This window comes from Mycobacterium simiae (genome assembly GCF_010727605.1).
GTDB classification, from domain to species: Bacteria; Actinomycetota; Actinomycetes; order Mycobacteriales; family Mycobacteriaceae; genus Mycobacterium; species Mycobacterium simiae.
Window position 1 is genome coordinate 2,131,699 of record NZ_AP022568.1, and the last position, 25,572, is coordinate 2,157,270.

Annotated in this window: 24 protein-coding genes; 17 read left to right on the top strand and 7 right to left on the bottom strand. The window is 65.5% G+C overall.

The features are described from left to right. Positions 1-35 precede the first annotated feature (35 nt). From G6N33_RS09920 to G6N33_RS09965, 10 genes are all read left to right on the top strand, one after another. Positions 36-1,277 (top strand): DNA polymerase domain-containing protein, encoded by a 1,242-nt coding sequence (locus G6N33_RS09920; protein WP_101528448.1) that lies wholly within the window; start codon positions 36-38, stop codon positions 1,275-1,277. 68 nt (positions 1,278-1,345) lie between these two features. Beyond that, positions 1,346-2,344 carry an ABC transporter substrate-binding protein gene (locus G6N33_RS09925; protein ID WP_101528449.1) on the top strand — a complete coding sequence of 333 codons (999 nt, stop codon included), beginning with the start codon at positions 1,346-1,348 and terminating at the stop codon, positions 2,342-2,344. Positions 2,345-2,444: 100 nt separating this feature from the next. Beyond that, complete coding sequence (locus G6N33_RS09930) at positions 2,445-3,107, top strand: 5-oxoprolinase subunit B family protein (protein WP_044509484.1); 663 nt, start codon at positions 2,445-2,447, stop codon at positions 3,105-3,107. 10 nt (positions 3,108-3,117) lie between these two features. Further along, positions 3,118-4,026, top strand: a complete 909-nt coding sequence (locus tag G6N33_RS09935) for a 5-oxoprolinase/urea amidolyase family protein (protein ID WP_044509483.1) — start codon at positions 3,118-3,120, stop codon at positions 4,024-4,026. A gap of 34 nt (positions 4,027-4,060) precedes the next feature. Further along, positions 4,061-4,606, top strand: a complete 546-nt coding sequence (locus tag G6N33_RS09940) for a GNAT family N-acetyltransferase (protein WP_044509482.1) — start codon at positions 4,061-4,063, stop codon at positions 4,604-4,606. Between the two features lie 251 nt (positions 4,607-4,857). Then, positions 4,858-6,252, top strand: a complete 1,395-nt coding sequence (locus G6N33_RS09945; RefSeq protein ID WP_101528458.1) for a nitrate/nitrite transporter — start codon at positions 4,858-4,860, stop codon at positions 6,250-6,252. 432 nt (positions 6,253-6,684) lie between these two features. Continuing rightward, complete coding sequence (locus G6N33_RS09950) at positions 6,685-8,082, top strand: nitrate/nitrite transporter (protein ID WP_044509480.1); 1,398 nt, start codon at positions 6,685-6,687, stop codon at positions 8,080-8,082. A gap of 77 nt (positions 8,083-8,159) precedes the next feature. Beyond that, complete coding sequence (locus tag G6N33_RS09955) at positions 8,160-9,305, top strand: uroporphyrinogen-III synthase (RefSeq protein WP_044509479.1); 1,146 nt, start codon at positions 8,160-8,162, stop codon at positions 9,303-9,305. Beyond that, positions 9,302-10,039, top strand: coding sequence for a sirohydrochlorin chelatase (locus G6N33_RS09960; RefSeq protein ID WP_044509478.1), 738 nt, complete (start codon positions 9,302-9,304; stop codon positions 10,037-10,039). Before G6N33_RS09955 ends, G6N33_RS09960 begins: the two co-directional genes overlap by 4 nt. A 24-nt stretch (positions 10,040-10,063) precedes the next feature. Next, positions 10,064-10,513 (top strand): TetR/AcrR family transcriptional regulator, encoded by a 450-nt coding sequence (locus G6N33_RS09965; protein ID WP_044509477.1) that lies wholly within the window; start codon positions 10,064-10,066, stop codon positions 10,511-10,513. On the opposite strand, the gene nirD is transcribed toward G6N33_RS09965, so the two are convergent. Together nirD and nirB are read right to left on the bottom strand one after the other, a co-directional pair. Beyond that, the gene (gene nirD / locus G6N33_RS09970) at positions 10,510-10,866 is read right to left on the bottom strand and encodes a nitrite reductase small subunit NirD (RefSeq protein WP_044509476.1); all 357 of its coding nucleotides are present in this window, start codon (positions 10,864-10,866) and stop codon (positions 10,510-10,512) included. The genes G6N33_RS09965 and nirD overlap by 4 nt on opposite strands. Before the next feature lie 22 nt (positions 10,867-10,888). Beyond that, complete coding sequence (nirB, locus tag G6N33_RS09975) at positions 10,889-13,456, bottom strand: nitrite reductase large subunit NirB (RefSeq protein ID WP_081662156.1); 2,568 nt, start codon at positions 13,454-13,456, stop codon at positions 10,889-10,891. Between the two features lie 226 nt (positions 13,457-13,682). On the opposite strand from nirB, the gene G6N33_RS09980 reads away from it, so the two are divergent. Beyond that, on the top strand, positions 13,683-14,123 hold the full coding sequence (locus tag G6N33_RS09980) for an Hsp20/alpha crystallin family protein (protein WP_044509474.1): 441 nt from the start codon (positions 13,683-13,685) through the stop codon (positions 14,121-14,123). 62 nt (positions 14,124-14,185) lie between these two features. Here the strand turns inward: G6N33_RS09980 and G6N33_RS09985 are convergent, their stop codons facing one another. After that, a complete protein-coding gene (locus G6N33_RS09985; RefSeq protein WP_049919119.1) occupies positions 14,186-14,722 on the bottom strand; it encodes a hypothetical protein in 537 nt (178 codons plus the stop codon). 112 nt (positions 14,723-14,834) lie between these two features. Between G6N33_RS09985 and G6N33_RS09990 the strand changes: the two genes are divergently transcribed. Next, the gene (locus G6N33_RS09990; protein WP_044509473.1) at positions 14,835-15,332 is read left to right on the top strand and encodes a winged helix-turn-helix transcriptional regulator; all 498 of its coding nucleotides are present in this window, start codon (positions 14,835-14,837) and stop codon (positions 15,330-15,332) included. Positions 15,333-15,335: 3 nt separating this feature from the next. Here G6N33_RS09990 and G6N33_RS09995 read toward each other — a convergent pair whose 3' ends face one another. Continuing rightward, positions 15,336-16,097 carry an isocitrate lyase/PEP mutase family protein gene (locus G6N33_RS09995; RefSeq protein ID WP_044512737.1) on the bottom strand — a complete coding sequence of 254 codons (762 nt, stop codon included), beginning with the start codon at positions 16,095-16,097 and terminating at the stop codon, positions 15,336-15,338. 114 nt (positions 16,098-16,211) lie between these two features. Here G6N33_RS09995 and G6N33_RS10000 point away from each other — a divergent pair, with 114 nt between their 5' ends. The 4 genes from G6N33_RS10000 to G6N33_RS10015 all read left to right on the top strand — a co-directional run bounded on the left by G6N33_RS10000 (position 16,212) and on the right by G6N33_RS10015 (position 20,157). After that, on the top strand, positions 16,212-16,508 hold the full coding sequence (locus G6N33_RS10000; RefSeq protein WP_044509472.1) for a hypothetical protein: 297 nt from the start codon (positions 16,212-16,214) through the stop codon (positions 16,506-16,508). A gap of 90 nt (positions 16,509-16,598) precedes the next feature. Next, the gene (locus G6N33_RS10005) at positions 16,599-17,426 is read left to right on the top strand and encodes a hypothetical protein (protein WP_044509471.1); all 828 of its coding nucleotides are present in this window, start codon (positions 16,599-16,601) and stop codon (positions 17,424-17,426) included. Positions 17,427-17,470: 44 nt separating this feature from the next. Further along, a complete protein-coding gene (locus G6N33_RS10010; RefSeq protein WP_101528451.1) occupies positions 17,471-19,411 on the top strand; it encodes a fumarate reductase/succinate dehydrogenase flavoprotein subunit in 1,941 nt (646 codons plus the stop codon). Continuing rightward, positions 19,411-20,157, top strand: a complete 747-nt coding sequence (locus tag G6N33_RS10015; protein ID WP_044509467.1) for a succinate dehydrogenase/fumarate reductase iron-sulfur subunit — start codon at positions 19,411-19,413, stop codon at positions 20,155-20,157. Before G6N33_RS10010 ends, G6N33_RS10015 begins: the two co-directional genes overlap by 1 nt. 13 nt (positions 20,158-20,170) lie before the next feature. On the opposite strand, the gene G6N33_RS10020 is transcribed toward G6N33_RS10015, so the two are convergent. Beyond that, on the bottom strand, positions 20,171-20,662 hold the full coding sequence (locus G6N33_RS10020) for a flavin reductase family protein (protein WP_044509466.1): 492 nt from the start codon (positions 20,660-20,662) through the stop codon (positions 20,171-20,173). A gap of 6 nt (positions 20,663-20,668) precedes the next feature. Further along, positions 20,669-21,718: an isopenicillin N synthase family dioxygenase gene (locus tag G6N33_RS10025; protein ID WP_232069467.1), complete on the bottom strand. Its 1,050-nt coding sequence runs from the start codon at positions 21,716-21,718 to the stop codon at positions 20,669-20,671. 201 nt (positions 21,719-21,919) lie between these two features. On the opposite strand from G6N33_RS10025, the gene G6N33_RS10030 reads away from it, so the two are divergent. Continuing rightward, entirely contained in the window at positions 21,920-23,755 is a 1,836-nt protein-coding gene (locus tag G6N33_RS10030) for an acyl-CoA dehydrogenase (RefSeq protein WP_101528452.1), read from the top strand. A 357-nt stretch (positions 23,756-24,112) separates the two neighbouring features. Here the strand turns inward: G6N33_RS10030 and G6N33_RS10035 are convergent, their stop codons facing one another. After that, a complete protein-coding gene (locus G6N33_RS10035; protein WP_044509465.1) occupies positions 24,113-25,468 on the bottom strand; it encodes an acetyl-CoA C-acetyltransferase in 1,356 nt (451 codons plus the stop codon). Positions 25,469-25,572 lie beyond the last annotated feature (104 nt).

Sequence of the window (25,572 nt, forward strand, 5' to 3'; positions counted from 1 at the left end):
GTCGCATCGAGGCCAGAAAATTTCCCAGAATTACGATGGATCCCATGACCGGTCCGGTGGCATTGGAGGTTGCCGGGCACGATGTCACGATCACTCACCCGGACCGGGTGGTGTTCGCAGCTCGTGGCGAGACCAGGCCGTACACCAAGCTGGACCTGGTGCACTACTACCTCGCCGTCGCCGAAGGGGCGTTGCGCGGAGTAGCGGGCCGGCCCATGATCTTGAAGCGCTTCGTCAAGGGCATCACCGCCGAGGCGGTGTTCCAGAAGCGGGCGCCGGCAAACCGTCCGGACTGGGTCGACGTTGCCGAACTCCACTACGCCCGCGGCACCTCGGCCGCGGAGGCCGTCATCCACGATGCCGCCGGGCTCGCCTGGGCGATCAACTTGGGATGCATTGACCTCAATCCGCATCCGGTGCTCGCCGACGACCTCGAACACCCCGACGAACTGCGGGTGGATTTGGACCCGATGCCCGGCGTCGAATGGCAACGAATCGTCGAGGTCGCCCAGGTGGCCCGCGAGGTGCTCGAGGACTACGGCCTGGTGGCCTGGCCGAAGACGTCCGGCTCCCGGGGCTTCCACATCTACGCCCGGATCGTCCCGCGCTGGGAGTTCCGTCAGGTCCGGCTGGCCGCCCAGACCGTGGCGCGCGAGGTCGAGCGGCGTGCGCCCGACGCAGCAACCAGCCGCTGGTGGAAAGAGGAACGCGAGGGCGTGTTCGTCGACTTCAATCAGAACGCCAAGGACCGCACGGTCGCATCGGCCTACTCGGTGCGGGCCACTCCCGACGCCCGGGTCTCGACGCCACTGTATTGGGACGAAGTCGCCGACTGCAGGCCGGAGGCGTTCACAATCGCCACCGTGCCGGACCGGTTCGCCGCTGTCGGCGACCCGTGGGCGGGAATGGACGCCGCCGCCGGGGAGCTGGATCGCCTGCTGATGCTGGCCGAGGAGCTGGGCCCACCGGAGAAGGCGCCGCGGCGCTCGGGGAAACGCCCCGACGGCCGGCGTCAGTCGTCGAAACCGCTGATCGAGATTGCCCGGACCAAGACCAAAGACGAGGCGATGGCCGCGCTGGACGCCTGGCGGGCCCGCCATCCCGCCGCGGCCGAGCGGTTACAGCCGGCCGACGTGCTGGTCGACGGGATGCGCGGGCCGAGCTCCATCTGGTACCGGATCCGGATCAACCTGCAGCACGTGCCGATCGACCAGCGCCCCGCACAGGAGGAGCTGATCGCCGACTACAGCCCGTGGCAGAAACCTCAGCGGGGTTAGCGGTCGGACTGAGCAGTAGATCAGCACGGCGCTGCAGGTCAGCGTCGCTGACGCGATACTCTCACGCGATGCGACAGGGATGGAATCGCCGGGGGTTGCTGCAGCTGGCCGCTGCCGCCGCAGCAGCCGGGGTGGCGGGTCCCCTATCGGGGTGTTCGTCGCCCCGCCAGACGTCGAACTCCCCCAGTGCCGAAGGCGTGACGATCACCCATCTGTTCGGCAAGACCGTCATCAAATCACCGCCCAAGCGGGTGGTCAGCGCGGGCTTTACCGAGCAAGACGACTTGCTCGCGGTCGGCGTCGTGCCGATTGCGGTGACCAACTGGTTCGGCGACCAACCGTTCGGTGTGTGGCCCTGGGCCCAACCCAAACTCGCCGGGGCGCAACCGGTGATGTTGAACCTCGACAACGGAATTCCCGTCGACCAGATCGCAAGCCTCAAGCCTGACCTGATCGTGGCGATCAACGCCGGAGTGGACGCCGACACCTACCAGAAGCTGTCCGAGATTGCTCCCACGATCGCCCAGTCCGGCGGGGACGCGTTCTTCGAGCCGTGGAAAGACCAGGCCATCGCGATCGGCACCGCAGTGTTTCAGGCCGAGCAGATGAAAACGCTCATCGCCGCCGTCGACAAGCAATTCGCCGCCGTCGCCCAGAACCACCCGCAATGGCAAACAAAGAAAGCATTGTTGTTGCAGGGCAGCCTGTTTCAGGGCTCGGTGGTGGCAACCGCGGCCGGCTGGCCGACCGACTTCCTGAACCAGATGGGGTTGGTGATCGCCGACAGCATCAAGCCCTTCGTCACCGGTCACCGCGCGGTCATCCCGCGTGATCAGACCAAAGCGGTGCTCGACTCCGCCGACGTGCTCATCTGGACGACCGAGAATCCGGACCAGCAGAAGGCGCTGCTCGCCGACCCCGAGATAGCGGGATCGCAGGCGACCGCGCAGAACCGGCACGTCTTCACCACCAAGGATCAGGCCGGTGCGATCGCGTTCGCCTCGGTGCTGAGCTACCCGGTCGTCGCCGATCAACTGCCGCCACAGATCAGCAGAATCCTCGGTTAGGGACCGCTCTTTGAGCGTTCGGTAAGGCACCTCTGGCAGTGCTCGAAAATCCCGGCCGGACCCCTTTCGCCTGCCCCGATACCGAAGTTACCGTCGAGTAATGAGCGTGACGGATCTCCCCACCGAGCCGCCGGCCGAACTCGACGGCCATGTCGTTCTCGACTACGGCGACCAAGCGCTGCTGGTCCAATGTGACAGCACCGCTGAGGTATTGGCATGGGTGGACACACTGCGTGCGGCGGCGCTGCCCGGGGTCCTCGACATCGTCCCCGCCGCCCGCACGGTGCTGGTGAAACTCGACGGCCCGCGCCATCAGGGCGTCGTCCGCCACCGGCTCCGCAAACTCCGGGTCGCCCCGGACTCGCCGCCTGCCGGCGCACGCTCCGCCGACATCGTCATCGACGTCGTCTATGACGGCCCGGATCTCGCCGAGGTCGCCGCCCTTACCGGGCTGACGACCGCACAGGTCATCAATGCCCACACGGCAACGTTGTGGCGGGTCGGATTCACTGGCTTCGCACCGGGTTTCGCCTATCTGGTCGATGGTGACCCGCGGCTGCACGTACCGCGTCGCTCGGAGCCGCGGACCTCGGTGCCCGCCGGATCGGTGGCATTGGCCGGCGAGTTCGGCGCGATATATCCCCGCCGATCCCCCGGCGGCTGGCGTCTCATCGGCCACACCGACGTGGTGCTGTGGGATCTGCAGCGCCCCAATCCCGCATTGCTGACGCGCGGCATGTGGGTTCAATTCCGGGCCGCGTAGCGGAGGAAACATGACCACTCTGGAAATCCTGCGCACTGGACCGCTCGCCGTCGTCCAGGACCTGGGCCGGGTGGGCCAGGCCCACCTCGGCGTCGGCCGGTCCGGCGCCGCCGACCGCCGCGCGCACAAGCTGGCCAACCGGCTGGTCGCCAATCCCGACGACCGCGCCACCATCGAAGTGACGTTCGGCGGTTTCGCCGCCCGGGTACGCGGCGGCGACCTCGACATCGCGGTGACTGGCGCCGATACCGACCCGTCCGTCAACGGAATCAAGTTCGGCACCAACAGCATTCACCACGTCCGAGACGGCGACGTGATTTCGCTGGGCACTCCGAGCGCGGGTTTGCGAACCTATCTGGCGGTGCGCGGCGGTTTCTGCGTAGAACCGGTGCTCGGCTCGCGAAGCTACGACGTGATGGCAGCGATCGGCCCCGCGCCGCTCTCACCCGGTGACCAGGTACCGGTCGGCGCGCACACCGACCAGTACCCCGAGCTCGATCAGGCGCCCGTGGCGGCCATCACCGGCGAGACCGTAGAGCTGCTGGTCGTGCCGGGACCACGCGACGACTGGTTCGTCGATCCCGACGTCCTGGTGCACACTGTCTGGACGGCATCCGACCGCAGTGACCGGGTCGGGATGCGGTTGGTGGGCCGCCCTCTGCAATACCGTGCCCCGGATCGGCAGCTGCCCAGCGAAGGCACCACCCGAGGTGCAATCCAGGTGCCGCCCAACGGATTACCGGTAATCCTGGGCCCAGATCACCCGATCACGGGCGGCTACCCCGTCATCGGCGTGGTAATCGACGAGGACGTCGACAAGGTCGCCCAGGTGCGCGCGGGCCAGCACGTGCGGCTGCACTGGGCGCGGCCGCGCAGCCCGTTCGGAGCCCATGCTCACGCGGGCGCGGCACTCTCCTGATGCGGGCGCGGCGATAAGACGGTAGACATGGGGTGTGCACACCCAGGTACACACCGCCCGCCTGGTCCATACCGCCGATCTTGACAACGACACTCGGGAACGCATCCACCGGATGGTCACCGATGCGTTCGCAGGCGATTTCAGCGACCAGGACTGGGAACACACCCTCGGCGGGATGCACGCCCTGATCTGGGATCACGGCGCGATCATCGGACACGCCTCAGTGGTGCAACGTCGACTGTTCTACCAGGGCACCGCGCTGCGCTGCGGCTACGTCGAAGGGGTCGCGGTGCGTGAGGACCACCGCGGTCGGGGACTGGCGCACGCCCTGCTGGACGGGGTCGAGCAGGTGATGCGCGGCGCCTATCAGTTGGGCGCCTTGAGTTCGTCGGTGCCGGCCCGCGACCTCTACGCGGCGCGCGGCTGGTTGCCGTGGCAGGGTCCCACCTCGGTGCTGACCCCGACCGGTCGGGTGCGCACCCCGGACGACGACCAAACGCTGTTCGTCCTTCCGATCACCGCGAGTCTGGACACGTCCGCGGAGTTGATGTGCGATTGGCGTGCGGGCGACGTCTGGTAGCCCGGGTATGATCGAAATACCCGTATTTGCACGGTGATTCGTCACATCACCGTCGAGTACGCGGTGAGTCGCCGACGCAGCCGGTCACGCTCTTGTGGTGTGCGACACATCGGTTGAGCGCCCTCACATAGCTACCGCGGGGCGGGTGAGCGGAAATTCACGCCCGGGTCACTGCGGGCAGCGCCCGGGCAACAAAGGATTCCTACCGTGATCGCAAGAGCGATGACGATTGGAGTCCCATGAAAATCTCGCTGGGCCGTTCGCATGTCCTTTCGGACTGGGACCCCGAAGACACCGCGGCCTGGGAAGCCGGCAACAACAAGATTGCCCGCCGCAACCTGATCTGGTCGGTGTTCGCCGAACACATCGGTTTCTCGATCTGGTCGATCTGGTCGGTGATGGTCTTGTTCATGCCGGCGTCGGTGTACGGCTTCTCCGCCAGCGACAAGTTCTTGCTGGGCGCCATCGCAACATTCGTCGGTGCCTGCCTGCGCTTCCCGTACACCTTTGCCACCGCGAAATTCGGCGGCCGCAACTGGACAGTGTTCTCGGCGCTGGTGCTGCTGATCCCGACCGTCGGCACCATCGGACTGCTGGCCCATCCCGGTCTGCCGCTGTGGCCGTATCTGATCTGCGCCGCGCTGGCCGGCTTGGGCGGCGGCAATTTTGCGTCGTCGATGACGAACATCAACGCGTTCTACCCGCAGCGGCTGAAGGGCTGGGCGCTGGCAGTCAACGCCGGCGGCGGCAACCTCGGTGTGCCGCTGATCCAATTGGTCGGACTGCTGGTGATCGCGGCCGCGGGCGCCCGCCAGCCATACTGGGTGTGCGCGATTTATCTTGTGCTGCTGGCGATTGCGGGCGTTGGCGCGGCACTGTACATGGACAACCTGCCGCAATACCGGATCGAGATGGACACCATGCGGGCGGTGCTGCGCGAGCGGCACAGTTGGGTGATCGCGCTGCTTTACATCGGTACCTTCGGCTCATTCATCGGCTTCTCGTTCGCGTTCGGTCAAGTGCTGCAGATGAACTTCATCGCCGGCGGCGAGAACACGGCGCAGGCGTCGCTGCACGCCGCGCAGATCGCCTTTCTGGGCCCGCTGTTGGGGTCACTGTCGCGCGTGTACGGCGGTAGGCTGGCCGACCGGATCGGCGGTGGCCGGGTCACACTTGCCGTCTTCTGCTCGATGATCCTCGCCGCTGGAATACTCATCGCCGCAAGCACTTTCGGCGGCCACGGGTCCGGAAGGACACCACCGGCGACAATGGTCGGATACGTAATCGGATTTGTGGCACTGTTCATCTTGTCCGGCATCGGCAACGGCTCGGTGTACAAGATGATCCCGTCGATCTTCGAGGCGCGCAGCCACTCGCTGCAGATCGGCGAGGCACAGCGTCGGCAGTGGTCACGTTCCATGTCCGGCGCGCTGATCGGCGTGGCCGGCGCGATCGGCGCCCTGGGCGGGGTGGGCGTCAACCTGGCGCTGCGCCAGTCGTATCTGCACAGCGGCGCCGCGACGTCGGCGTTCTGGGCCTTCATGTTGTGCTACGTCGCGGCCGCGGTCCTGACGTGGGCGGTGTACATCCGCCGCCCGGTCGAGGTGGTCACACCGACCGAGGCCGCAGCGTTGGCTCACGTATAGCACAACGTGGGATATCAATTCGATGACATTCGATGACTTCAACGACGAAGGCCTCTTCTGACGCGAAATGTATTGCACCTCACTTTGATTTTCACGGCCCCAGTGTGCAGTCGCTCACTACTTCGTCTTGGGCTGCCCCTAACGTCTGTCGCACCCGGTCTGAGCTGTGGCTTTCCGGCAGCAAATGCTGCTCAGGTTTTTGCCAGTTAACTAGGATTCAACTTACAGGGGAAATAGGCGGAAATGAGTTGACGGAGTTCGGCTCGGAATGTGAGCATCGGAAGAACATGCGGCAGGCCTTTCAATTCAGGGCGGCCACAACGGGATTCAGAGGCATTCAGAGTCAGACTCACCGCAGCTCTTCCCGTGCTGGGTGGAGCTGTTTGACGCGCAGACGATTCGACCGCTCCGTCCACGAAAGGTACAGATCGCATGGGCCGTAAGCACCGGATCACGGACTGGAATCCCGAGGATTCCGTCGCCTGGGAAGCCGGCAACAACAAGATCGCCCGCCGCAATCTGCTGTGCACCATCGCGTGTGATCATGTCGCCTTCTCGATCTGGACCCTGTGGTCAGTGATGGCGCTGTTCATGCCGGTGTCGGTGTACGGCTTCGACGCCAGCGACAAGCTACTGTTGGGCGCCGTCGCAACCCTGGTCGGCGGCTGCGCCCGAATCTTCTACACCCTGGGCATCGCAAGATTCGGTGGCCGCAACTGGACCATGTTCTCCGCGTTCGTGTTACTGATCCCGACGGTGGGCACCATCGCGTTGTTGGCCAACCCCGGGCTACCGTTGTGGCCGTATCTGGCATGCGCCGCCCTCACCGGGCTCGGCGGCGGCAACTACGCCGCGTCGCTGGCCAATGTCAACGCCTTCTACCCGCAGCGACTCAAGGGCACCGCGCTGGCTTTGAACGCCGGCATCGGAAACCTTGGCGTCGCGGGAATCCAATTGGTCGGCTTGCTGGCCCTGGCCACCGCGGGACACCAAGCCCCCTACTGGGTATGCGCCGGCTACCTGGTCTTGCTGGCCGTCGTCGGTATCGCCGCGGCGCTGTTCATGGATAACCTCGAGCACGGCATCGAGCTCAACCACATGCGCTCGATTTTGTTCGAACGCGACACCTGGTTGATTTCGCTGCTCTACATCTGCACCTTCGGCTCCTGGATCGGGTTCTCGTTCGCCTTCGGCCAGGTGTTGCAGGTGAACTTTCAGGCCAACGGCCAAAGCGCTGCCGTCGCGTCGCTGCACGCGGCCGAAATCGCCTTCGTCGGACCGCTGTTCGGTTCGCTGTCGCGGATTTACGGTGGCCGGCTGGCGGACCGCCGCGGTGGCAGCAGAGTGACCCTAGGCGTCCTCTCCGGCATGATTGCGGCGGCCGGGCTGCTGGTGGGCCTCAGCATGATCGACGATCGCCACGGCGGCACCACATCCATCGCCCTGGTCGGCTCCGTCGCCGGCTTCCTGGCGCTATTCGTCTTGTCCGGCATGGGCAATGGATCGGTGTTCAAATTGATTCCCTCTGTCTTCGAGGCGCGCAGCCGTTCCCTGGATGTCAGTGAGGCCGAACGCCGACGCTGGTCGCGGGCGAAATCCGGATCGCTGATCGGGATCTGCTCGGCGGTCGGGGCGCTCGGGGGCGTCGCCATCAACCTGGCGCTGCGCCAGTCCTACCTGCATAGCGGGACCGAAACGTCGGCCTACTGGTTGTTTCTGGCCTCCTACATTGTGGCCGCGACGCTGACCTGGGCGGTGTATGTGCGCCGCCCAGCGGGGGCGCCGAGCACGAAAAACCCGGTCCTCGACGCCGAACCGGCGCGAGTGTGATGACCACCGCAACGCGAGCAATGCGTCAGCAATCGCCGGGTAACACCGCCGAAACGTCGCGAGCCTACACAGGTCGTATGGACCGGCCCGACTCGGCACCGCTCACCGGTTACCGGGTAGCGGTGACGTCTTCGCGCCGGTCGGAAGAGCTGTGTGCGTTGTTGAGCCGGCAAGGCGCCGAAGTCTCCAGCGCCGCCGCGATCAATATGATCGCGTTGCCCGAAGATGAAGAGTTACAAAGCACTACCGAAGCCGTCATCGAGAATCCTCCCGATATTTTGGTGGCCCACACCGGCATCGGCTTCCGCGGCTGGGTGGCCGCCGCTGAGGGCTGGGGACTAGCCAACCAACTGATCACCTCGTTGTCCAAGGCGCGCGTGCTGGCGCGGGGTCCGAAGGCGACCGGCGCTCTGCGTGCCGCCGGCCTGCACGAGGAGTGGTCGCCCAAATCTGAATCCTCCCAAGAGCTGCTCCGGTACCTTCTCGAGTCCGGCGTGTCCGGCAAGCGGATCGCGGTCCAGCTGCACGGCGCTGCCGATGCGTGGGATCCATTCCCGGAATTCATCGGCGGGCTGCGCGCCGCGGGTGCCGACGTGGTGCCCATCCGGGTGTATCGGTGGAAGTCCACCCCGATGGGCGGCAACTTCGATCAACTGGTGGCCGGCATCGCCCGCCGGCAATTCGATGCGGTCAGCTTTACCTCGGCGCCCGCCGCGGCGGCGGTCCTGGAACGCAGCCGCGACTTGAACATCGAGGGCCAGGTGATCGAGGCGCTACGCACCGAGGTGCACGCGATGTGCGTCGGCCCGGTGACGGCGCAGCCACTGCACCGCAAGGGAATTCCGACCTCGGCGCCGGAACGAATGCGGTTGGGTGCCTTGGCCCGTCACATCGCCCAGAAGCTTCCGCTGTTGGGATCATCGACCGTGCGGGCCGCCGGTCACGTGGTCGAGATCCGCGGCAACTGCGTCCTCGTCGACGGGTCGGTGCAATCGCTGTCCGGATCGGGGATGGCGGTGCTGCGCGCGCTGGCCCAGCGCCCCGGTGACGTCGTTGCCCGCGGCGACCTGTTACGGGTGCTGCCGGGCAACAGCAACGATCCGCACGCGGTGGACACCGCGGTATTGCGCCTGCGAACAGCGTTGGGCGACAAGAACATTGTCGCGACGGTCGTCAAGCGCGGCTACCGGCTGGCAATCGATGAGCAGGCAGGTGTGTCGTGAGCCTGATCCTCGCCGCGCACGGGACCCGTCGGCCGGGTGGCGTTGCGATGATCGGCGATCTGGCCGCGCGGGTGAGCGGTCTACTGGGCAAAACGGTGCGCGTCGCCTTCGTCGACGTCCTGGGGCCCACCCCCAGTGAGGTACTTTCCGCCGCCGGCGGCCAGCGAGCCATCGTGGTCCCGGCGTTCCTATCCCGCGGTTACCACGTGCGCACCGACGTGCCCAATCACGTCGTGGCCAGCGGACATCCGGATGTCGTCGTCACCGCGGCGCTGGGGCCAGGCGGCGAGATCGCTCGTATTGTCGCAGATCAATTAGTTCAATCCGGTTGGCGTCCAGGAGATTCGGTGATCATCGGGGCCGCGGGTACATCGGATCCAATCGCCTACAGCGACCTGCACACCACCGCCACGCTGCTCTCCGCGCTGACTGGATCGCGGGTGACGCTGGGCTTCGCGGCCACCGGCGAGCCGGATATCCACCAGGCCGTGGTGATGGCCCGGGCCGAGGGCGCACGCCGCGTCGTGATCGCCTCTTACCTGCTTGCCGACGGCCTGTTCCAGGAGCGGCTCGAGGACTCCGGTGCCGACGTGGTCAGCCGGCCGTTGGGGACGCATCCCCGGCTGTCTGGGCTCATCGCGAACCGGTTCCGCCGAGCGGTGCCGGTGGCGGCCCGGCACCCGATGCGCCACTACCGGCTGGGCGCGCCGACACGGGTAAAGCTTGATCTTTGATCGCTCACGGGTGATCCTGGCAACATGCCCCGTCGCGAAGAGCCATCGCGTGGGCTCCTTGATCCGGTAGCGAAGATGCTGCGGTTGCCGTTCGGCACACCGGAATTCATCGATCGCATCATCACCGGTGGGGTCAACCAGGTCGGCCGCCGAACCTTGTACATGCTGATCACCACGTGGGACGCCGCCGGCGGCGGTCCCTTTGCGGCCAGCGCTATCGCTTCCACCGGGATGGCGAAGACCGCGGAGATCGTGCAAAGTGCCTTCATTGGGCCGATTTTCGGTCCGATGCTGAAAATGCTAGGCGCGGACAAGGCCGCGGTGCGTGCGTCGTTGTGCGCTTCGCAGTTGGTCGGCCTCGGCATCATGCGCTACGGCGTGCGCTCCGAGCCGCTGCACTCCATGTCGGTGGATGCGCTCGTCGACGCGATTGGGCCGACGATGCAGCGGTACCTGGTCGGCGAGATCGACTAGCCGGCCAGACGCCCGATCTGGACCTGTCGCTCGTCGGTGAGACGCACCTGGTACACGGGCACCGACACCCGCGGGTCGTCCAGGCAGTAACCGTCCTCGAGTGCGAACGCCTGCTTGAGGATTGGCGATTGCACGGTGGCGCGCCCAGCGCGGTCACCGACGATGCCGCGGGAAAGCACGGCCGCACCGGAGAACGGGTCGATGTTTCCGATCGCATGCAGGGATCCGTCGTCCAAACGGAACAGCGCCGCCTGCGAGCCGTCATCGAGCAGCACGCCCACTCCGCGTCCCGGGATGAGGTGGTCGTAGGAGCACGCGGTGGTCCACACCTGAACGTCGTTGAGAAGTGTCATGATCGCTCTTGTCCTCCAGCCTCTAGGAACGGACCCGCGGCATCCCGATCGACACCGGAATTTTGCGGCCGGCGTGCTCGGTGAATGTCACGGTCGAATCGATTGCGTCCGGCGCGTTGACGAAAGAGACAAACCGCGAGAGCTTGTCGGGATCCTCAAGCACGCCCTTCCACTCGCACTCGTAGTTCTGCACATGCCGCTCCATTGCGGCCTCGAATTCCTGGGCCAGACCCAGGGAGTCCGCACAGACGACCTCGCGGACATGATCGAGGCCGCCGTCCAGGGATTCGACCCACGGCGCGGTGCGCTGTAGCCGATCCGCGGTGCGGATGTAGTACATGAGGAACCGGTCGATGTAGCGCACCAGCGTCTCGGTGTCGAGATCGCTGGCCAGCAACTGGGCGTGCTTGGGCGTCATGCCGCCGTTGCCGCCGACGTAGAGGTTCCAACCCTTTTCGGTCGCGATGACACCGACGTCCTTGCTACGCGCCTCGGCGCACTCCCGGGCGCAGCCCGAGACGCCCATTTTCAATTTGTGCGGTGCGCGCAGGCCCCGGTAGCGCAGTTCCAGGTCGATGGCCAGCTGCACCGAGTCCTGCTGCCCGTAGCGGCACCAATCGGTGCCGACGCAGCTTTTCACCGTGCGCAACGCCTTGCCGTACGCGTGGCCGGACTCCATGCCGCCGTCGACCAGCCGTTTCCAGATTTGCGGCAGCTGGTCCACGCGGGCCCCGAACATGTCGATGCGCTGACCGCCGGTGATCTTCGTGTAAAGCCCGAAGTCCTGCGCGATCTGGCCAATCAGGATCAGGTGCTCGGGCTTGATGTCGCCGCCGGGCACTCGCGGCACCACAGAGTAGCTGCCGTTCTTCTGGATGTTGGCCAGGAAGTGATCGTTGGAATCCTGCAGTGCGGCCTGCTCGCCGTCGAGAATGTGGTCGGAGCCGGTCGAGGCGAGGATCGAGGCGACCACGGGTTTGCAAATGTCGCAACCCTTTCCGCGACCGAACCGCTCCAGCAGGCCGCTGAACGTCCGGATCTCGGTGGCGGAGATGATCTCGAAGAGTTCCGCGCGCGACTGGCTGAAGTGCTCACACAGCGCCTTGGACTGTTCGACGCCCTCGGCTTCCAACAGCTGCTTGAGCAGGGGCACACAGGATCCGCACGAGGTTCCCGCCGCCGTGCACGACTTCAGCGACGGAACGTCGCCACAGCCGTCGGCGATGGCACATTTGAGATCGCCCTTGGTCACGTTGTTGCACGAGCAGATCTGCGCGGAGTCCGGGAGCGCCCCGACGCCCAAAGCCGAGGCACCGCTGCCGGATTGCTCTGGCGCGATCAGGGCGAGCGGGTCGCCGGGCAGCTGGCTGCCGACCATGGGCCGCAAGACGCCATAGTTGGACGCGTCGCCGACCAGCACGCCGCCGAGCAACGTCTTGGCGTCGTCGGAGAGCACCAGCTTGGCGTAGGTCCGATTGACGGCGTCGTTGACCGCGACCTCGAGGCAGTTCTCGGTGGTGCCCATCGCGTCGCCGAAGCTTGCGACGTCCACGCCGAGCAGTTTGAGCTTGGTGGACAGATCCGCCTCGGGGAACTCCGCGGTGCCCCCGAGTAGCCGGTCCACCACCACCTCGGCCGAGGTGTAGCCCGGTCCGACCAGGCCGTAGCAGCGTCCGTCGATCGCGGCTACCTCACCGATGGCATAGATATCGGGATCGCTTGTCCGGCACGACAGATCGGTGAGAACGCCGCCGCGCTCACCGAGGGTCAGCCCTGCCGCCGCGGCCAGCTCGTCGCGTGGTCGGATCCCGGCGGCGAAGATCACCGCGCCGGCGTCGATTTCCTCGCCGTCGGTCAGCCGCACCCGGGTCGACGCCGAACCGTCGGGGCCTTCGACGATTTCGATCGATTCGGTACCGGTGCCGACATGCACCGAGATGCCCAGCTCCGCGACCATCCTGGCCAGCAGCGCTCCCCCGGCCTCGTCGATTTGCTGGGCCATCAGTCGGGGCATCATCTCGATGACGTGGGTCTGCAATCCGAACTGCCGCAACGCGTTGGCGGCTTCCAGGCCGAGCAGGCCACCCCCGATCACCACTCCCGCCGAATTGTGACCGGCCGCCCGCGCTGCCTCGGCGGCGGCGCGGATCTTGTCGAGGTCGTCCAGGGTTCGGTACACGTGGCATGTGGGCAGGTCGTGACCGGGCACCGGCGGGACAAAGGCGTACGAGCCGGTCGCCAGGACCAGCGTGTCGTAGTCGTAGCGCTGGCCGTCGGCAGTCACCACCGACTTTGTCGCACGGTCGATTTCGCTGACGCGCGAGTTCAGCAGCAGCTGCACCCGCTCGTCGCCGACGTAGTCGTTGCCGGGCAAGGCCAACAGCGTGCGGTCCCAGGTTTCGGTGTAGGAGGTCAGTCCGACGCGGTCGTAGGCGGCATCGGCTTCCTCGGCCAAAACGGTGATACGCCAAGCACCCTCGGCGTCACGGGCACGTAGGGCCTCGACCAATCGGTGGCCGACCATGCCATGCCCGACCACCACCAAGTGACGTGCAGCACACTGCTCCCGCGTCTGGGGTGTTGGGGTCATGCCACGAGATTAGAGGCAAGAAATTAACTAGGAATCGCGCAATGTGTCGCCCGTATGACGGGCCTCTCACACCTCACAACTTGCTGTGTGATTTGTGTTCTCTGGCGGCGAACGGTCGAGTGGAACTTTAGCGAGGCTCGCTCAAGTTTGACCGTATAGCCGGCCGGCATGGAGCCGGGCACAGCACATTCACAACCAAACACAAGGAAGCAAAGAGGAGACGAACATGAGCAATCTCGCATTGTGGTCACGTCCGGCCTGGGACACCGACCGGTGGCTACGTGATTTTTTCGGGCCGGCCGCGGCAGCCGACTGGTTCCAGCCCACGACCAACGGTTTTAGCCCCGCGGCGGAGGTCGTCAAGGACGGCGACGACGCGGTGGTACGCGTGGAGCTGCCCGGCGTCGACGTCGAGAAGGACGTCCACGTCGAGCTTGACCGGGGCCGCCTGGTCATCCACGGTGAGCACCGCGACGAGCACTCCGACGACCAAGCCGGGCGCACCGTGCGGGAAATCCGCTACGGCTCGTTCCGCCGCTCGTTCCAGTTGCCCGCGCACGTCACCAGCGAAGCCATCACGGCCTCTTACGACGCCGGTGTGTTAACAGTGCGCGTTGCCGGTGCCTACGCCGGAGCGCAGGCGCAGCGCATCGCGATCACTAAGTAGCGCCGGGCGAACAACGAATCAGCCGGCGGAGCCCACCAGCTCCGCCGGCTGCGCCCAATGCGTCAGCGGAACGCCCCGTCGGCGTCAATTCCGATCACCCGCAACAGGTTTGCCACCTTACGATCCAAGCTGTAGCCGACCGCGGTGACTTCGGTGATGCCCAGGCTGCCGAACGCGGCGCTGGGCTGATCCATCGAGAACACCGCGTTGCCGTCGGCGTCGGCGTGGATCAGCAACCGTAATGGCGCGTACAGCATAGCTTTCGGGTCGTAGCGAAACATTGTCTCGGCGATGGTGTGGTTGCCCAGCAAGTACTCCACGGCTTTAGTGGTGTGGCCGGCGATGGAAAAGAGCGGCAATACGTCGATCTTCGCGTAAACCATCAGGTCGTGTGGCGCGTTGGCCGCCGCCGCCGCGAGCACGTCGTCCCAGCTGCCGCCCCGGCTGGCGATTTCGTCCAGCACGCCTCGGTCGACGACCGGCGCGGCCGCTTCGAAGGCAGCGATGAACTCGTCGAACTCGACACCGGTAGCGACGTCGATGCGGTTCAGGCTGTGTGACACCACGTCGTACTTGGCTGTATTCACGCTACTTGTCATGGCACTCCTCGGATCGCCCTCGTCGCGCCCGGCGCGATAGTTCGGTGAATGAACTCGATGCTGCCGAGTATAGAGTTCATTGAATGAACCAACAAGGGGGTAGCATGATACCGTGGCGCTGCCCCGTGAATATCCGAGCGAAAACTGCCCCATTGCCCGGTCTTTGGAGATCATCGGCGAGCGCTGGACCTTGTTGATCATGCGCGATGCCTTCTTCGGGGTCCGGCGCTTCAGCGACTTCCGCAATCACCTCGACATCCCGAAGGCCGTGCTGTCCGATCGATTGGCACTACTGGTCGGTCAAGGAGTGCTGGCCAAGAACGACACCAACTACGCCCTGACGGCCAAGGGCCATCGGCTGTGGCCGGTGCTCTGGTCAATGATCAACTGGGGCAACGAGAACTACGTGGAAAAGCCCAGGCGGCGAACGTATGTGCATGCCGAATGCGACGGCGTCATCGACCAGGACGGCCGCTGCGGTCGATGTGGCGAGACGCCCGACGTCGCCGATCTGATCACGCATCCGCCGCGGCGCCCCCGCAATCCGGGTCGCGACGATCAGGTCAGTCAGGCATTGCGCCGACCGCATCGCATGCTGGAACCGATTTAGGACTCAGCCCCAGCGGGCCAGCAATTCGGTGGCCCGGGCGGACAACGCGGCCTGCAGGAATGGACCGAAGCTGATCCGAGCGACGCCCAGCGGTCCAAATGACGCCGGGTCGTCGCGATCGGGTAGTGCGATCGCGTTGATCGGCAATGGCAGCCCAGTTGCCAACCGCCGCAAGGTCTCCGGGTCATGGCGGCCCACCGGGTACAGTACGTCGGCGCCGGCCTCCGCGGCCTCGGTCAACCGCGCGATCGCCCGCTCGACCCGATCCGCGTCGTCCCCGTCCCTACGCAGGAACAGGTCGGTGCGCGCGTTGATCACCACGTGCACTCCGGCGGCGTCGGCCGCCGCCCGCAATGCCCCGACGAAATCGGCGTGCTCACGGGCGGATCGCAGTCGTTGATTCTCGGAGTGCACGGTGTCTTCGATGTTGAGGCCCACGGCGCCGACGCCGAGCAGACCGTCGATCAGGCGTTGGGGGTTTTCGCCGTAGCCGGATTCGATGTCCACCGACACCGGCACGTCGACCGCCGCGGTGATGTGCGCGACCCCGGCGAGTACATCGTCGAACGACATACCTTCGTTGTCACATTTGCCAAGCGAGTCGGCCAGCGGGTGGCTGCCGACGGTCACGGCGGCAAAACCGGCCTCGGCGGCCAGACGCGCCGACCAGGCATCCCACACGGTCGGGAGGACCACGGGGTGCCCGGGCCGATGCAATTCCAGGAACGCGGCCGCGCGCGACCCGATGGTGGTCTGCCCTGCCATGGTGTTTGCTCCATGTTTTCCGGCGAGTCGTCTGTCCGGCACCATTCGTGCGCAGTGGATAGTATCGAGAAACACATTGTGATTTGTGACACCCGCAGCCTTAGGAGAGATCCCTTGACCACCACGACCGAACTCGCCGAACTGCACGATCTCATCGGTGGCCTCCGTCGGTGTGTGAGCTCCCTGCGGTCACGCTACGGCGACAGCCCGGCCATGCGGCGCATCGTCATCGACGCCGATCGGATCATGAGCGATGTCGAATTACTCGACGCCGACGTTTCCGAATTGGACTTGGCCCGCGCCACGGTGCAGCACTCCGGCGAAAAGATCACCATTCCCGATACCCAGTACGACAGCGATTTTTGGCGCGATGTCGACGACGAGGGCGTCGGCGGCCACAACCGATCCTGACAGCCAAGCCCCCCGAAAATTCGGGGGGCCTCTCTGTGTACCCTTCGACCAACAGCTTCGTTCAACAGCCCGTTCGAAGAGGAACACTTGATGAGCGCACCCACGGCGAACCGTCCTGCGTCTGGAGTTTTTTCACCGACGCGCGCCAGGATCCAGCAACGCACCCTGCGCACCGATCGCTGGTGGATGTCGCCGTTGCGGATCGACCTCGGCTTCGCCGCGTTCATCATCTACGCGACGGCGCGGGCGTTTCAGCAGGACTACTTCTTCGTTCCCAAGTACCACTACCTGACGCCGTTCTACTCCCCGTGCGTCAGTAAGGGCTGCGGTGAGGCCGGCGACATCTGGCCGCAGTTTCTACCCGACGTGTGGTGGCTGCCGTACGCGGCGCTGTCGCTGCCGTTTCTGCTGCTCTTCCGGCTGACCTGTTACTACTACCGTGGTGCCTACTACCGCACGGTGTGGCAGTCGCCCAGCGCCTGCGCGGTCGCCGAGCCGCGCGTCCACTACACCGGCGAGACTCGGTTCCCGCTGATCATCCAGAACACCCACCGGTACTTCTTCTACATCGCCGGCATTATCTCGATCATCAACACCTACGACGCGATCGTCGCGTTCCACTCCGACGAGGGACCCGGCGGATTCGGGTTCGGCCTGGGCAACCTGATCCTGCTCGGCAACGTCATCATGCTGTGGATCTACACGCTGTCCTGCCACTCGTGCCGGCACGTGACGGGCGGCCGACTCAAGCACTTCTCCAAGCACCCGGTGCGGTATTGGATCTGGACTCAGGTCAGCAACATCAACACCCGGCACAAATTGTTCGCGTGGATCACGCTGGGCACCTTGATGATCACCGATTTCTACATCGCACTGGTGGCAAGCGGCGCCATTCATGACCCGAGATTTGTTGGCTGAATTGCCATTTCAAAGAAAATCTGAATTTAGCTAGCGAGGGATTTATGGCTGAGGTCGAGCGGCACTCCTACGACGTCGTAGTGATCGGTGCCGGCGGCGCGGGTTTGCGCGCGGTCATCGAAGCGCGTGAACGCGGCCTGCGGGTCGCCGTGGTGACCAAGTCGCTGTTCGGTAAGGCCCACACGGTGATGGCCGAGGGCGGCTGCGCCGCGTCGATGGGCAACACCAACCCCAAGGACAACTGGAAGACCCACTTCGGCGACACCATGCGAGGTGGCAAGTTCCTCAACAACTGGCGAATGGCCGAACTGCACGCCAAAGAGGCGCCGGACCGCGTCTGGGAATTGGAGACCTACGGCGCGCTGTTCGATCGCCTCAAGGACGGCAAGATCAGCCAGCGCAACTTCGGTGGACACACCTATCCGCGGCTCGCCCACGTCGGTGACCGCACCGGGTTGGAGTTGATCCGTACCATGCAGCAGAAAATCGTCTCGCTGCAGCAGGAGGACTTCGCCGAGCTCGGCGACTACGAGGCACGCATCAAGGTCTTCGCCGAATGCGCCATCACCGAGCTGATCAAGGACGGCTCCGGAGACGAGGCGCGGATCGCCGGGGCCTTCGGCTACTGGCGCGAAAGCGGCCGGTTCGTCGTGTTCGAGGCGCCCGCGGTGGTGCTGGCCACCGGCGGCATCGGCAAGTCCTTCAAGGTGACCTCCAACTCTTGGGAGTACACCGGCGACGGCCACGCCCTGGCGCTGCGCGCCGGCGCGACACTGATCAACATGGAGTTCATCCAGTTCCACCCGACGGGCATGGTGTGGCCGCCGAGTGTAAAGGGGATCCTGGTCACCGAGGGTGTGCGCGGCGACGGCGGAGTGCTGAAGAACTCCGACAGCAAGCGCTTCATGTTCGACTACATCCCACCGGTGTTCAAGGGCCAGTACGCCGAGTCCGAGCAAGAGGCCGACCAGTGGCTCAAGGACAACGACTCGGCCCGGCGCACCCCCGACCTGCTGCCCCGCGATGAGGTCGCCCGCGCGATCAACTCGGAGGTCAAATCGGGTCGCGGTACCCCGCACGGCGGCGTGTATCTGGACATCGCCTCCCGGTTGACGCCCGACGAGATCAAGCGGCGATTGCCGTCGATGTACCACCAGTTCATGGAGTTGGCCGGTGTCGACATCACCAAGGAGCCCATGGAGGTCGGACCCACCTGTCACTACGTGATGGGCGGTGTCGAGGTCGACCCGGACACCGGCGCGGCCACCGTCGCCGGCCTGTTCGCCGCGGGCGAGTGCTCCGGCGGCATGCACGGCTCCAACCGGCTCGGCGGCAACTCGCTGTCGGACCTGCTGGTCTTCGGGCGGCGTGCCGGACTGGGCGCCGCCGACTACGCCCGCGCCCTGGCCAGCCGGCCGTCGGTCAGCGAGGCCGCCATCGAGGCGGCCGCGCAGCGCGCACTGGCGCCCTTCGACGGACCCGCCGACGGCTCCACCCCCGAGAACCCGTACACGCTGCAGCTGGAACTGCAGCAATCGATGAACGACCTCGTCGGCATCATCCGCAAGGCGGAGGAGATCACCGAGGCGCTGGAGCGGCTGGTCAAACTCCGCGAGCGGTTCAAGAACATCAAGGTCGAGGGGAACCGGCAGTACAACCCCGGCTGGAACCTGGCCATCGATCTGCGCAACATGCTGCTGGTGAGCGAATGCATCGCCAAGGCGGCGCTGGAGCGCACCGAGAGCCGCGGCGGACACACCCGCGACGACCACCCCGGGATGGACTCGGCGTGGCGCAAGGTCCTGTTGGTGTGCCGCGCCGTGAACGGCGACGACGTCATTCCCGAGATCACCATCACCCGCCAAGATCAGGTGCCGATGCGGCCGGACCTCATGGAGCTATTCGAGGTCTCGGAGCTCGAAAAGTACTTCACTGACGAAGAACTGGCCGATCACCCAGGACGGACCACGAGGATGGAGAGCTAATGAGCTACGACGCAACGATGCGGGTGTGGCGCGGCGACGAAACCGGCGGCGCGCTGGAGAACTTCACCGTCGAGGTCAACGAGGGTGAAGTGGTGCTCGACATCATCCATCGGCTGCAGCAGACGCAGACACCGGACCTCGCGGTGCGGTGGAACTGCAAAGCGGGCAAATGCGGATCCTGCTCGGCCGAGATCAATGGCAAGCCACGGCTGATGTGCATGACCCGGATGTCGTCGTTTGCCGAGGACGAGACCGTGACCGTCACCCCGCTGCGGACCTTCCCGGTGATCCGCGATCTGGTCACCGATGTTTCGTTCAACTACGAGAAGGCCAGGGAGATCCCGTCTTTCGCGCCCCCCAAGGAGCTGCAGCCGGGCGAGTACCGGATGGCCCAGGTGGACGTGCAGCGCTCGCAGGAGTTCCGCAAGTGCATCGAGTGCTTCCTGTGCCAGAACGTTTGCCATGTGGTACGCGACCACGAGGAGAACAAGAAGTCGTTCGCCGGACCGCGCTATTTGATGCGCATCGCCGAACTCGAGATGCACCCGCTAGATACCCGGGACCGTCGCAATGACGCGCAGGAACAGCACGGTTTGGGCTTCTGCAACATCACTAAGTGCTGCACCGAAGTCTGCCCCGAACACATCAAGATCACCGACAACGCGCTGATCCCGATGAAAGAGCGGGTGGCCGACCGCAAGTACGACCCGATCGTCTGGCTGGGCAACAAGCTGTTCCGGCGCTAGCCGCCAGCCGGTGTCAGTGCGGCGTCAGCCGCCGGAATGCGCTGCGGTGGAAAACAATCGGCGCCACCTCGGCGTCAATAGTCACCTCGTTGACCCGTAGCACCACGATGGTGTGATCCCCCGCGGGGATCAGTTGCTCGATCGCGCTTTCCAGCCACAGGCCGGTGCCCTTGATGAACACCGCCCCGGAGCCGGTGGACACCGTCTCCAGCCCGGCGAACCGGTCACCGGTCTTGGCGGCCAGGGTGCGCGCGGCCTCGTCGTGCTCCTCGCCCAGCACGCTGATGCCCAGCATCGGCAGGTCCTTGAGCTTGGGCCAGGTGGTCGACGTGTTCTGTACGCAGAACGACACCAACGGCGGATCCAACGAGACGGGCACGAACGTGCTGGCTGCCAACCCCACACGGACACCGGAAACTTCCGCGGCGATCGCGACGACGCCGGACGGAAAGTGGCCGAAGGCCTCACGAAGTGTCGAAGCGGTCAGCTTGTTCGATGCGTTCACTGGACTTCACTCGCCCCTTGTCGCCGACGACAAATTCGCTCGTGTGACATTACCTGCCGAGTATCCGTGGGCTTCGGCGACGTCGGGGTGGGCGCGCAGCCTGCTTTTCCAGGCGTTGCGCCCGTAGACGGCGAAAATCGGGTCGGACGGCTGGCGGGCCGGATTCCAGGACTGATCGGCGCGCGCGGCCAGTTCGCCCGGCAGCGACAGCACCGGCAGCTGTGCGTCGAGCCGGGGATTGAAGAAGTAGGGCACCGAGATGCGTTCACGTGTTTGCCCGTCGAGCCGGACCCGGTGTTCGGTGGCGCGCAGGTAGCCGCTGGTCGCAACTTCCAGGAGCTCGCCGATGTTCACGATGAACGCGCCAGCCATTGGCGGCACGTCCACCCAATCGTCGTGCGGCGGGCGCCGCCGCACCTGTAGGCCCCTGCTGCCTGGCTCGGCGAGCAGCAGGGTGAGGACCCCGGAGTCGCGGTGCGCCCCCACCCCCTGCGGGCTGGCCGCGCGGGCGGGATAGCGGATGACCTTGATCAGGGTGGCCGGCGTCCCGGCGAAAGCCTCGTCGAACACCTCCGGTGAACTGCCCAGCGAGGCGGCCCAGTGCCGCAGCAGCGCGCGCGCCACCTGGGAAAGGGCGGCGTCCCACTCCGCGATGAGCGCCGGGAATTCCGGCAACGCCGCCGGCCATTGGTTGGGCCCCTGCAGCCAGAGGTAGTCGGGCTTGCCGGGCCCGCCGATGGCGGGACGTTCGGGGCCAATATCAATCTGCTCGCGCCAATCCACCTGGCCGAGCGTCCGTTCGCCCCCCAATCGGGTGTAGCCGCGGAAATGCGGGCTGCCCACCATAGCCATGGCGTCCTTATCGGTATCGGGCAGTGCGAACAATCTCCGGGCCGCCTCGAGCAGCCGCTCGGTCAGCGTCTCGCGGACGCCGTGGCCGATCAGGTAGAAGAAGCCCACCTCGTGCGCGGCCTCGCGCAGCCGTGCCCGCAGCTGCTGGGCATCGGCCCGTAAATCCACCACCGGCACCGCGGCCGCGCTTCCGTCGCCCGTCACGCATCCATTATCGCCGCAGGTAGACGAGCCGTCGAAGTCGTGACCAGGCACTTGCCAACCGGTTGGTTAATTAGGCAATGAAATTTGGGTCACAGTCCCTTGCGCGGATCTAACGCTGCGGGATATTTTAGCGGTGTTACTGGTGGGTAACTTAGCCCAAGTACCCAACCACACGTGGCGTTCTCAACGAGGAGGAGAATTGTGAGCCACTACAAGAGCAACGTCCGCGACCAGGTATTCAACCTGTTCGAGGTGCTGGGCGTTGACAAGGCGCTAGGCCAAGGCGAGTACAGCGACCTCGATGTCGAGACCGCCACTGAAATGTTGAACGAGATCAGCCGGCTGGCCGAGGGGCCGATCGCGGAGTCGTTCGTCGAGGGTGATCGCAATCCCCCGGTGTTCGACCCCGAGACGCACTCGGTGACGTTGCCGGAGGAGTTCAAGAAGTCCGTGCACGCCGTCCAGGAGGGCGGTTGGGACCGGGTCGGTCTCGACGAGGCCCTCGGTGGTGTGCCCGCTCCCAAGGCGCTGTTGTGGGCGCTGCACGAGCACATCCTGGGCGCCAACCCGGCCGTCTGGATGTATGCCGGCGGCGCCGGATTCGCCAACATCCTGTACCACCTCGGCACCGAGGAGCAGAAGAAGTGGGCCGTACTGGCCGCCGAGCGCGGCTGGGGCTCCACCATGGTGCTGACCGAGCCGGACGCCGGCTCGGACGTCGGTGCCGGCCGCACCAAGGCAGTGCAGCAGGAGGACGGTTCCTGGCACATCGAGGGCGTCAAGAGGTTCATCACCTCGGCCGACTCGGGTGACCTGTTCGAGAACATCTTCCACCTGGTGCTGGCCCGCCCGGAGGGTGCCGGCCCGGGTACCAAGGGGCTGTCCCTGTTCTTCGTGCCGAAGTTCCTGTTCGACTTCGAGACCGGCGAACTGGGCGAGCGCAACGGCGCCTTCGTCACGAACGTCGAGCACAAGATGGGCCTCAAGGTCTCCGCGACCTGCGAGCTGTCGTTTGGTCAGCACGGTGTACCGGCCAAGGGTTGGCTGGTCGGCGAGGTGCACAACGGTATCGCGCAGATGTTTGAGGTCATCGAGCAGGCCCGCATGATGGTTGGCACCAAGGCGATCGCGACGCTGTCGACCGGTTACCTGAACGCGCTGGCGTACGCCAAGGAGCGGGTGCAAGGCGCCGACATGACCCAGATGACCGACAAGACCGCACCCCGGGTGACCATCACCCACCACCCCGACGTGCGCCGGTCGCTGATGACCCAGAAGGCCTACGCCGAGGGGTTGCGCGCGCTGTACCTGTTCACCTCCACCTACCAGGACGCGGCGGTCGCCCAGGCGATCCACGGTGTGGACGCCGAGCTGGCTGTCAGGGTCAACGACCTGATGCTGCCCGTCGTCAAGGGTGTCGGTTCGGAGCAGGCCTACGCCAAGCTGACCGAGAGCCTGCAAACCTACGGCGGCTCCGGCTTCCTGCAGGACTACCCGATCGAGCAGTACATCCGGGACGCCAAGATCGACTCGCTGTACGAAGGCACCACCGCCATTCAGGCGCAGGACTTCTTCTTCCGCAAGATCGTCCGCGACAAGGGTGTGGCCCTGGCCCACGTCTCCGAGCAGATCCAGAAGTTCGTCGACAGTGAGTCCGGCAACGGGCGGCTGAAGACCGAGCGCGAGCACCTGGCCAAGGCGCTCGCCGACGTACAGAGCATGGCGGCCACCCTGACCGGCTACCTGATGGCCGCGCAGGAAGACGTCACCAGCCTCTACAAGGTCGGACTGGGCTCGGTGCGCTTCCTGATGAGCGTCGGTGACCTGGTGATCGGCTGGCTGTTGCAGCGCCAGGCGGCGGTCGCCGTGGCGGCGCTCGACGCGGGCGCCAGCGGTGCCGAGCGGTCGTTCTACGAGGGCAAGATCGCGGTGGCGTCGTTCTTCGCGAAGAACTTCCTGCCGCTACTCGCCAGCACCCGCGAGGTGATCGAGACGCTGGACAACGACATCATGGAGCTGGACGAGGCCGCTTTCTAAGCCTCCGACAACAACACCGACAACAACACGCAAAATCCCCCGCTTCCACGTCCTGCCATGTTCCAGGTCGAAGCGGGGGATTTTGCATGGGTGGCGGATAACGAGTGGTGGATAACGAAAAGACCGCCGCTGGATCCCCTCACTCCAGCGGCGGCCTATTCCGTACGCCCGTAGCTGCGGTACCGGCGGTCGAATCAGGGATGCCCCGTGTTGCCGTCGGGGTCGGGGGGTCAGACCACAACACGGGACAATCCGCTCATCGTTTACCCATCCCCCGCCGTTACTAATCAGCTGTGACAAACTTCATCCGGCGACCCCACCACGACCTCGGCGGCCTGGCTTGGATATCCGCCCAGGTCACGCTTCCAAAATCGCCGCCACACCCTGACCACCGGCGGCACAGATCGAGATCAGCGCGCGCAGCGGGCCCCCGGCCTTCTTTGCCTCGTTCTTCTTCTCGGCGAGTTGCTTGGCGGCCTGCGCGAGGATTCGTCCGCCGGTGGCCGCGAAGGGGTGCCCGGCGGCCAGCGACGAACCGTTGACGTTCAGCTTCGACCGGTCGATCGAGCCCAGCGCGGCGTCCAGGCCCAACCGCTCTTTGCAGTACTCCTCGGACTCCCACGCCTGCAGGTGCGCCAACACCACCGACGCGAAGGCTTCGTGGATCTCGTAGAAGTCGAAGTCCTGCAAGCTCAGGCCGTTGCGGGCCAGCAACCGCGGCACCGCATAGGTCGGCGCCATCAGCAGCCCGTCGCGTCCGCTGACGTAGTCCACGGCCGCAGTCTCCGCGTCGACCAGGTAGGCCAGGACGGGCAGCGAGTGATCGGCCGCCCACTGCTCGGTCGACAACAGCGCGACCGAGGCGCCATCGGTCAGCGGGGTGGAGTTGCCCGCCGTCATCGTCGCGTCGCCAGCCTTCACACCGAAGACCGGGCGCAGCGTGGCGAGCTTCTCCACGCTGGCGTTGGCGCGCAGATTGTCATCCCGGTACAGGCCCAAGAAGGGAGTGACCAGGTCGTCGAAGAAGCCGCGGTCGTAGGCGGCGGCCATGTTTTGGTGGCTGGCCACCGCGAGTTCGTCCTGGTCTACTCGCTTGATGCCCATCTGCTTGGCGGTGATGGCGGCATGTTCGCCCATCGACAGACCGGTGCGCGGCTCGCTGTTCGCCGGGATCTCGATCCCCAGCGTGGCGGGCAGCGTGCCGACTAGCTTGAGCCGCTGCACGTTGGACTTCGACCGCCGCAACTTCAGCAGCTGGCGGCGCAGGTTGTCGCCCAGGCCGATCGGCGGGTCGGACGTGGTATCCACCCCGCCCGCGGCGGCGACTTCGTAACGGCCGGAGGCGATGCCGTCGGCGGCCGCGATAGCCGCCTGCAAGCCAGTACCGCAGGCCTGCTGGATGTCGAAAGCCGGTGTGTACGAAGACAATTGCGAACCCAGCACGCACTCGCGCATCAGATTGAAATCGCGGCTGTGCTTGAGCACCGCGCCGCCGACGACCACGCCGAGGCGCTCGCCCTTCAACCCGAATCGATCCACCAGACCACCCAGGGCCGCGGTGAACATGTCCTGATTGGACGCTTCGGCGTAGGCGCCGTCCGAGCGTGCGAAGGGGATGCGATTGCCGCCGAGCACGGCGACGCGCCGCCGAGAGTTCAAGCTCGTCTGAGCTGCTTGGTCAGTTGTCTCAGAACCTGCAGGGGCCACGTTCATCTCCGGTTATCAGGTTGGGGGATTGGCCGTTGGGACCCATACTACCGACTGTTCTTACTCTGCAGTAAGTTCGTCCTCGATACCGTTGGTTTGTCCGACATGTT

Excerpts from the sequence above, each read along its gene's own strand:
- G6N33_RS09920 (WP_101528448.1), top strand. The coding sequence starts at position 36 with ATGGATCCCATGACCGGTCCGGTGGCATTGGAGGTTGCCGGGCACGAT.
- G6N33_RS09925 (WP_101528449.1), top strand. The coding sequence starts at position 1,346 with ATGCGACAGGGATGGAATCGCCGGGGGTTGCTGCAGCTGGCCGCTGCC.
- G6N33_RS09930 (WP_044509484.1), top strand. The coding sequence starts at position 2,445 with ATGAGCGTGACGGATCTCCCCACCGAGCCGCCGGCCGAACTCGACGGC.
- G6N33_RS09935 (WP_044509483.1), top strand. The coding sequence starts at position 3,118 with ATGACCACTCTGGAAATCCTGCGCACTGGACCGCTCGCCGTCGTCCAG.
- G6N33_RS09950 (WP_044509480.1), top strand. The coding sequence starts at position 6,685 with ATGGGCCGTAAGCACCGGATCACGGACTGGAATCCCGAGGATTCCGTC.
- G6N33_RS09955 (WP_044509479.1), top strand. The coding sequence starts at position 8,160 with ATGGACCGGCCCGACTCGGCACCGCTCACCGGTTACCGGGTAGCGGTG.
- G6N33_RS09965 (WP_044509477.1), top strand. The coding sequence starts at position 10,064 with ATGCCCCGTCGCGAAGAGCCATCGCGTGGGCTCCTTGATCCGGTAGCG.
- nirD (WP_044509476.1), bottom strand. The coding sequence starts at position 10,866 with ATGACACTTCTCAACGACGTTCAGGTGTGGACCACCGCGTGCTCCTAC.
- nirB (WP_081662156.1), bottom strand. The coding sequence starts at position 13,456 with ATGACCCCAACACCCCAGACGCGGGAGCAGTGTGCTGCACGTCACTTG.
- G6N33_RS09980 (WP_044509474.1), top strand. The coding sequence starts at position 13,683 with ATGAGCAATCTCGCATTGTGGTCACGTCCGGCCTGGGACACCGACCGG.
- G6N33_RS09985 (WP_049919119.1), bottom strand. The coding sequence starts at position 14,722 with ATGACAAGTAGCGTGAATACAGCCAAGTACGACGTGGTGTCACACAGC.
- G6N33_RS09995 (WP_044512737.1), bottom strand. The coding sequence starts at position 16,097 with ATGGCAGGGCAGACCACCATCGGGTCGCGCGCGGCCGCGTTCCTGGAA.
- G6N33_RS10005 (WP_044509471.1), top strand. The coding sequence starts at position 16,599 with ATGAGCGCACCCACGGCGAACCGTCCTGCGTCTGGAGTTTTTTCACCG.
- G6N33_RS10010 (WP_101528451.1), top strand. The coding sequence starts at position 17,471 with ATGGCTGAGGTCGAGCGGCACTCCTACGACGTCGTAGTGATCGGTGCC.
- G6N33_RS10015 (WP_044509467.1), top strand. The coding sequence starts at position 19,411 with ATGAGCTACGACGCAACGATGCGGGTGTGGCGCGGCGACGAAACCGGC.
- G6N33_RS10035 (WP_044509465.1), bottom strand. The coding sequence starts at position 25,468 with ATGAACGTGGCCCCTGCAGGTTCTGAGACAACTGACCAAGCAGCTCAG.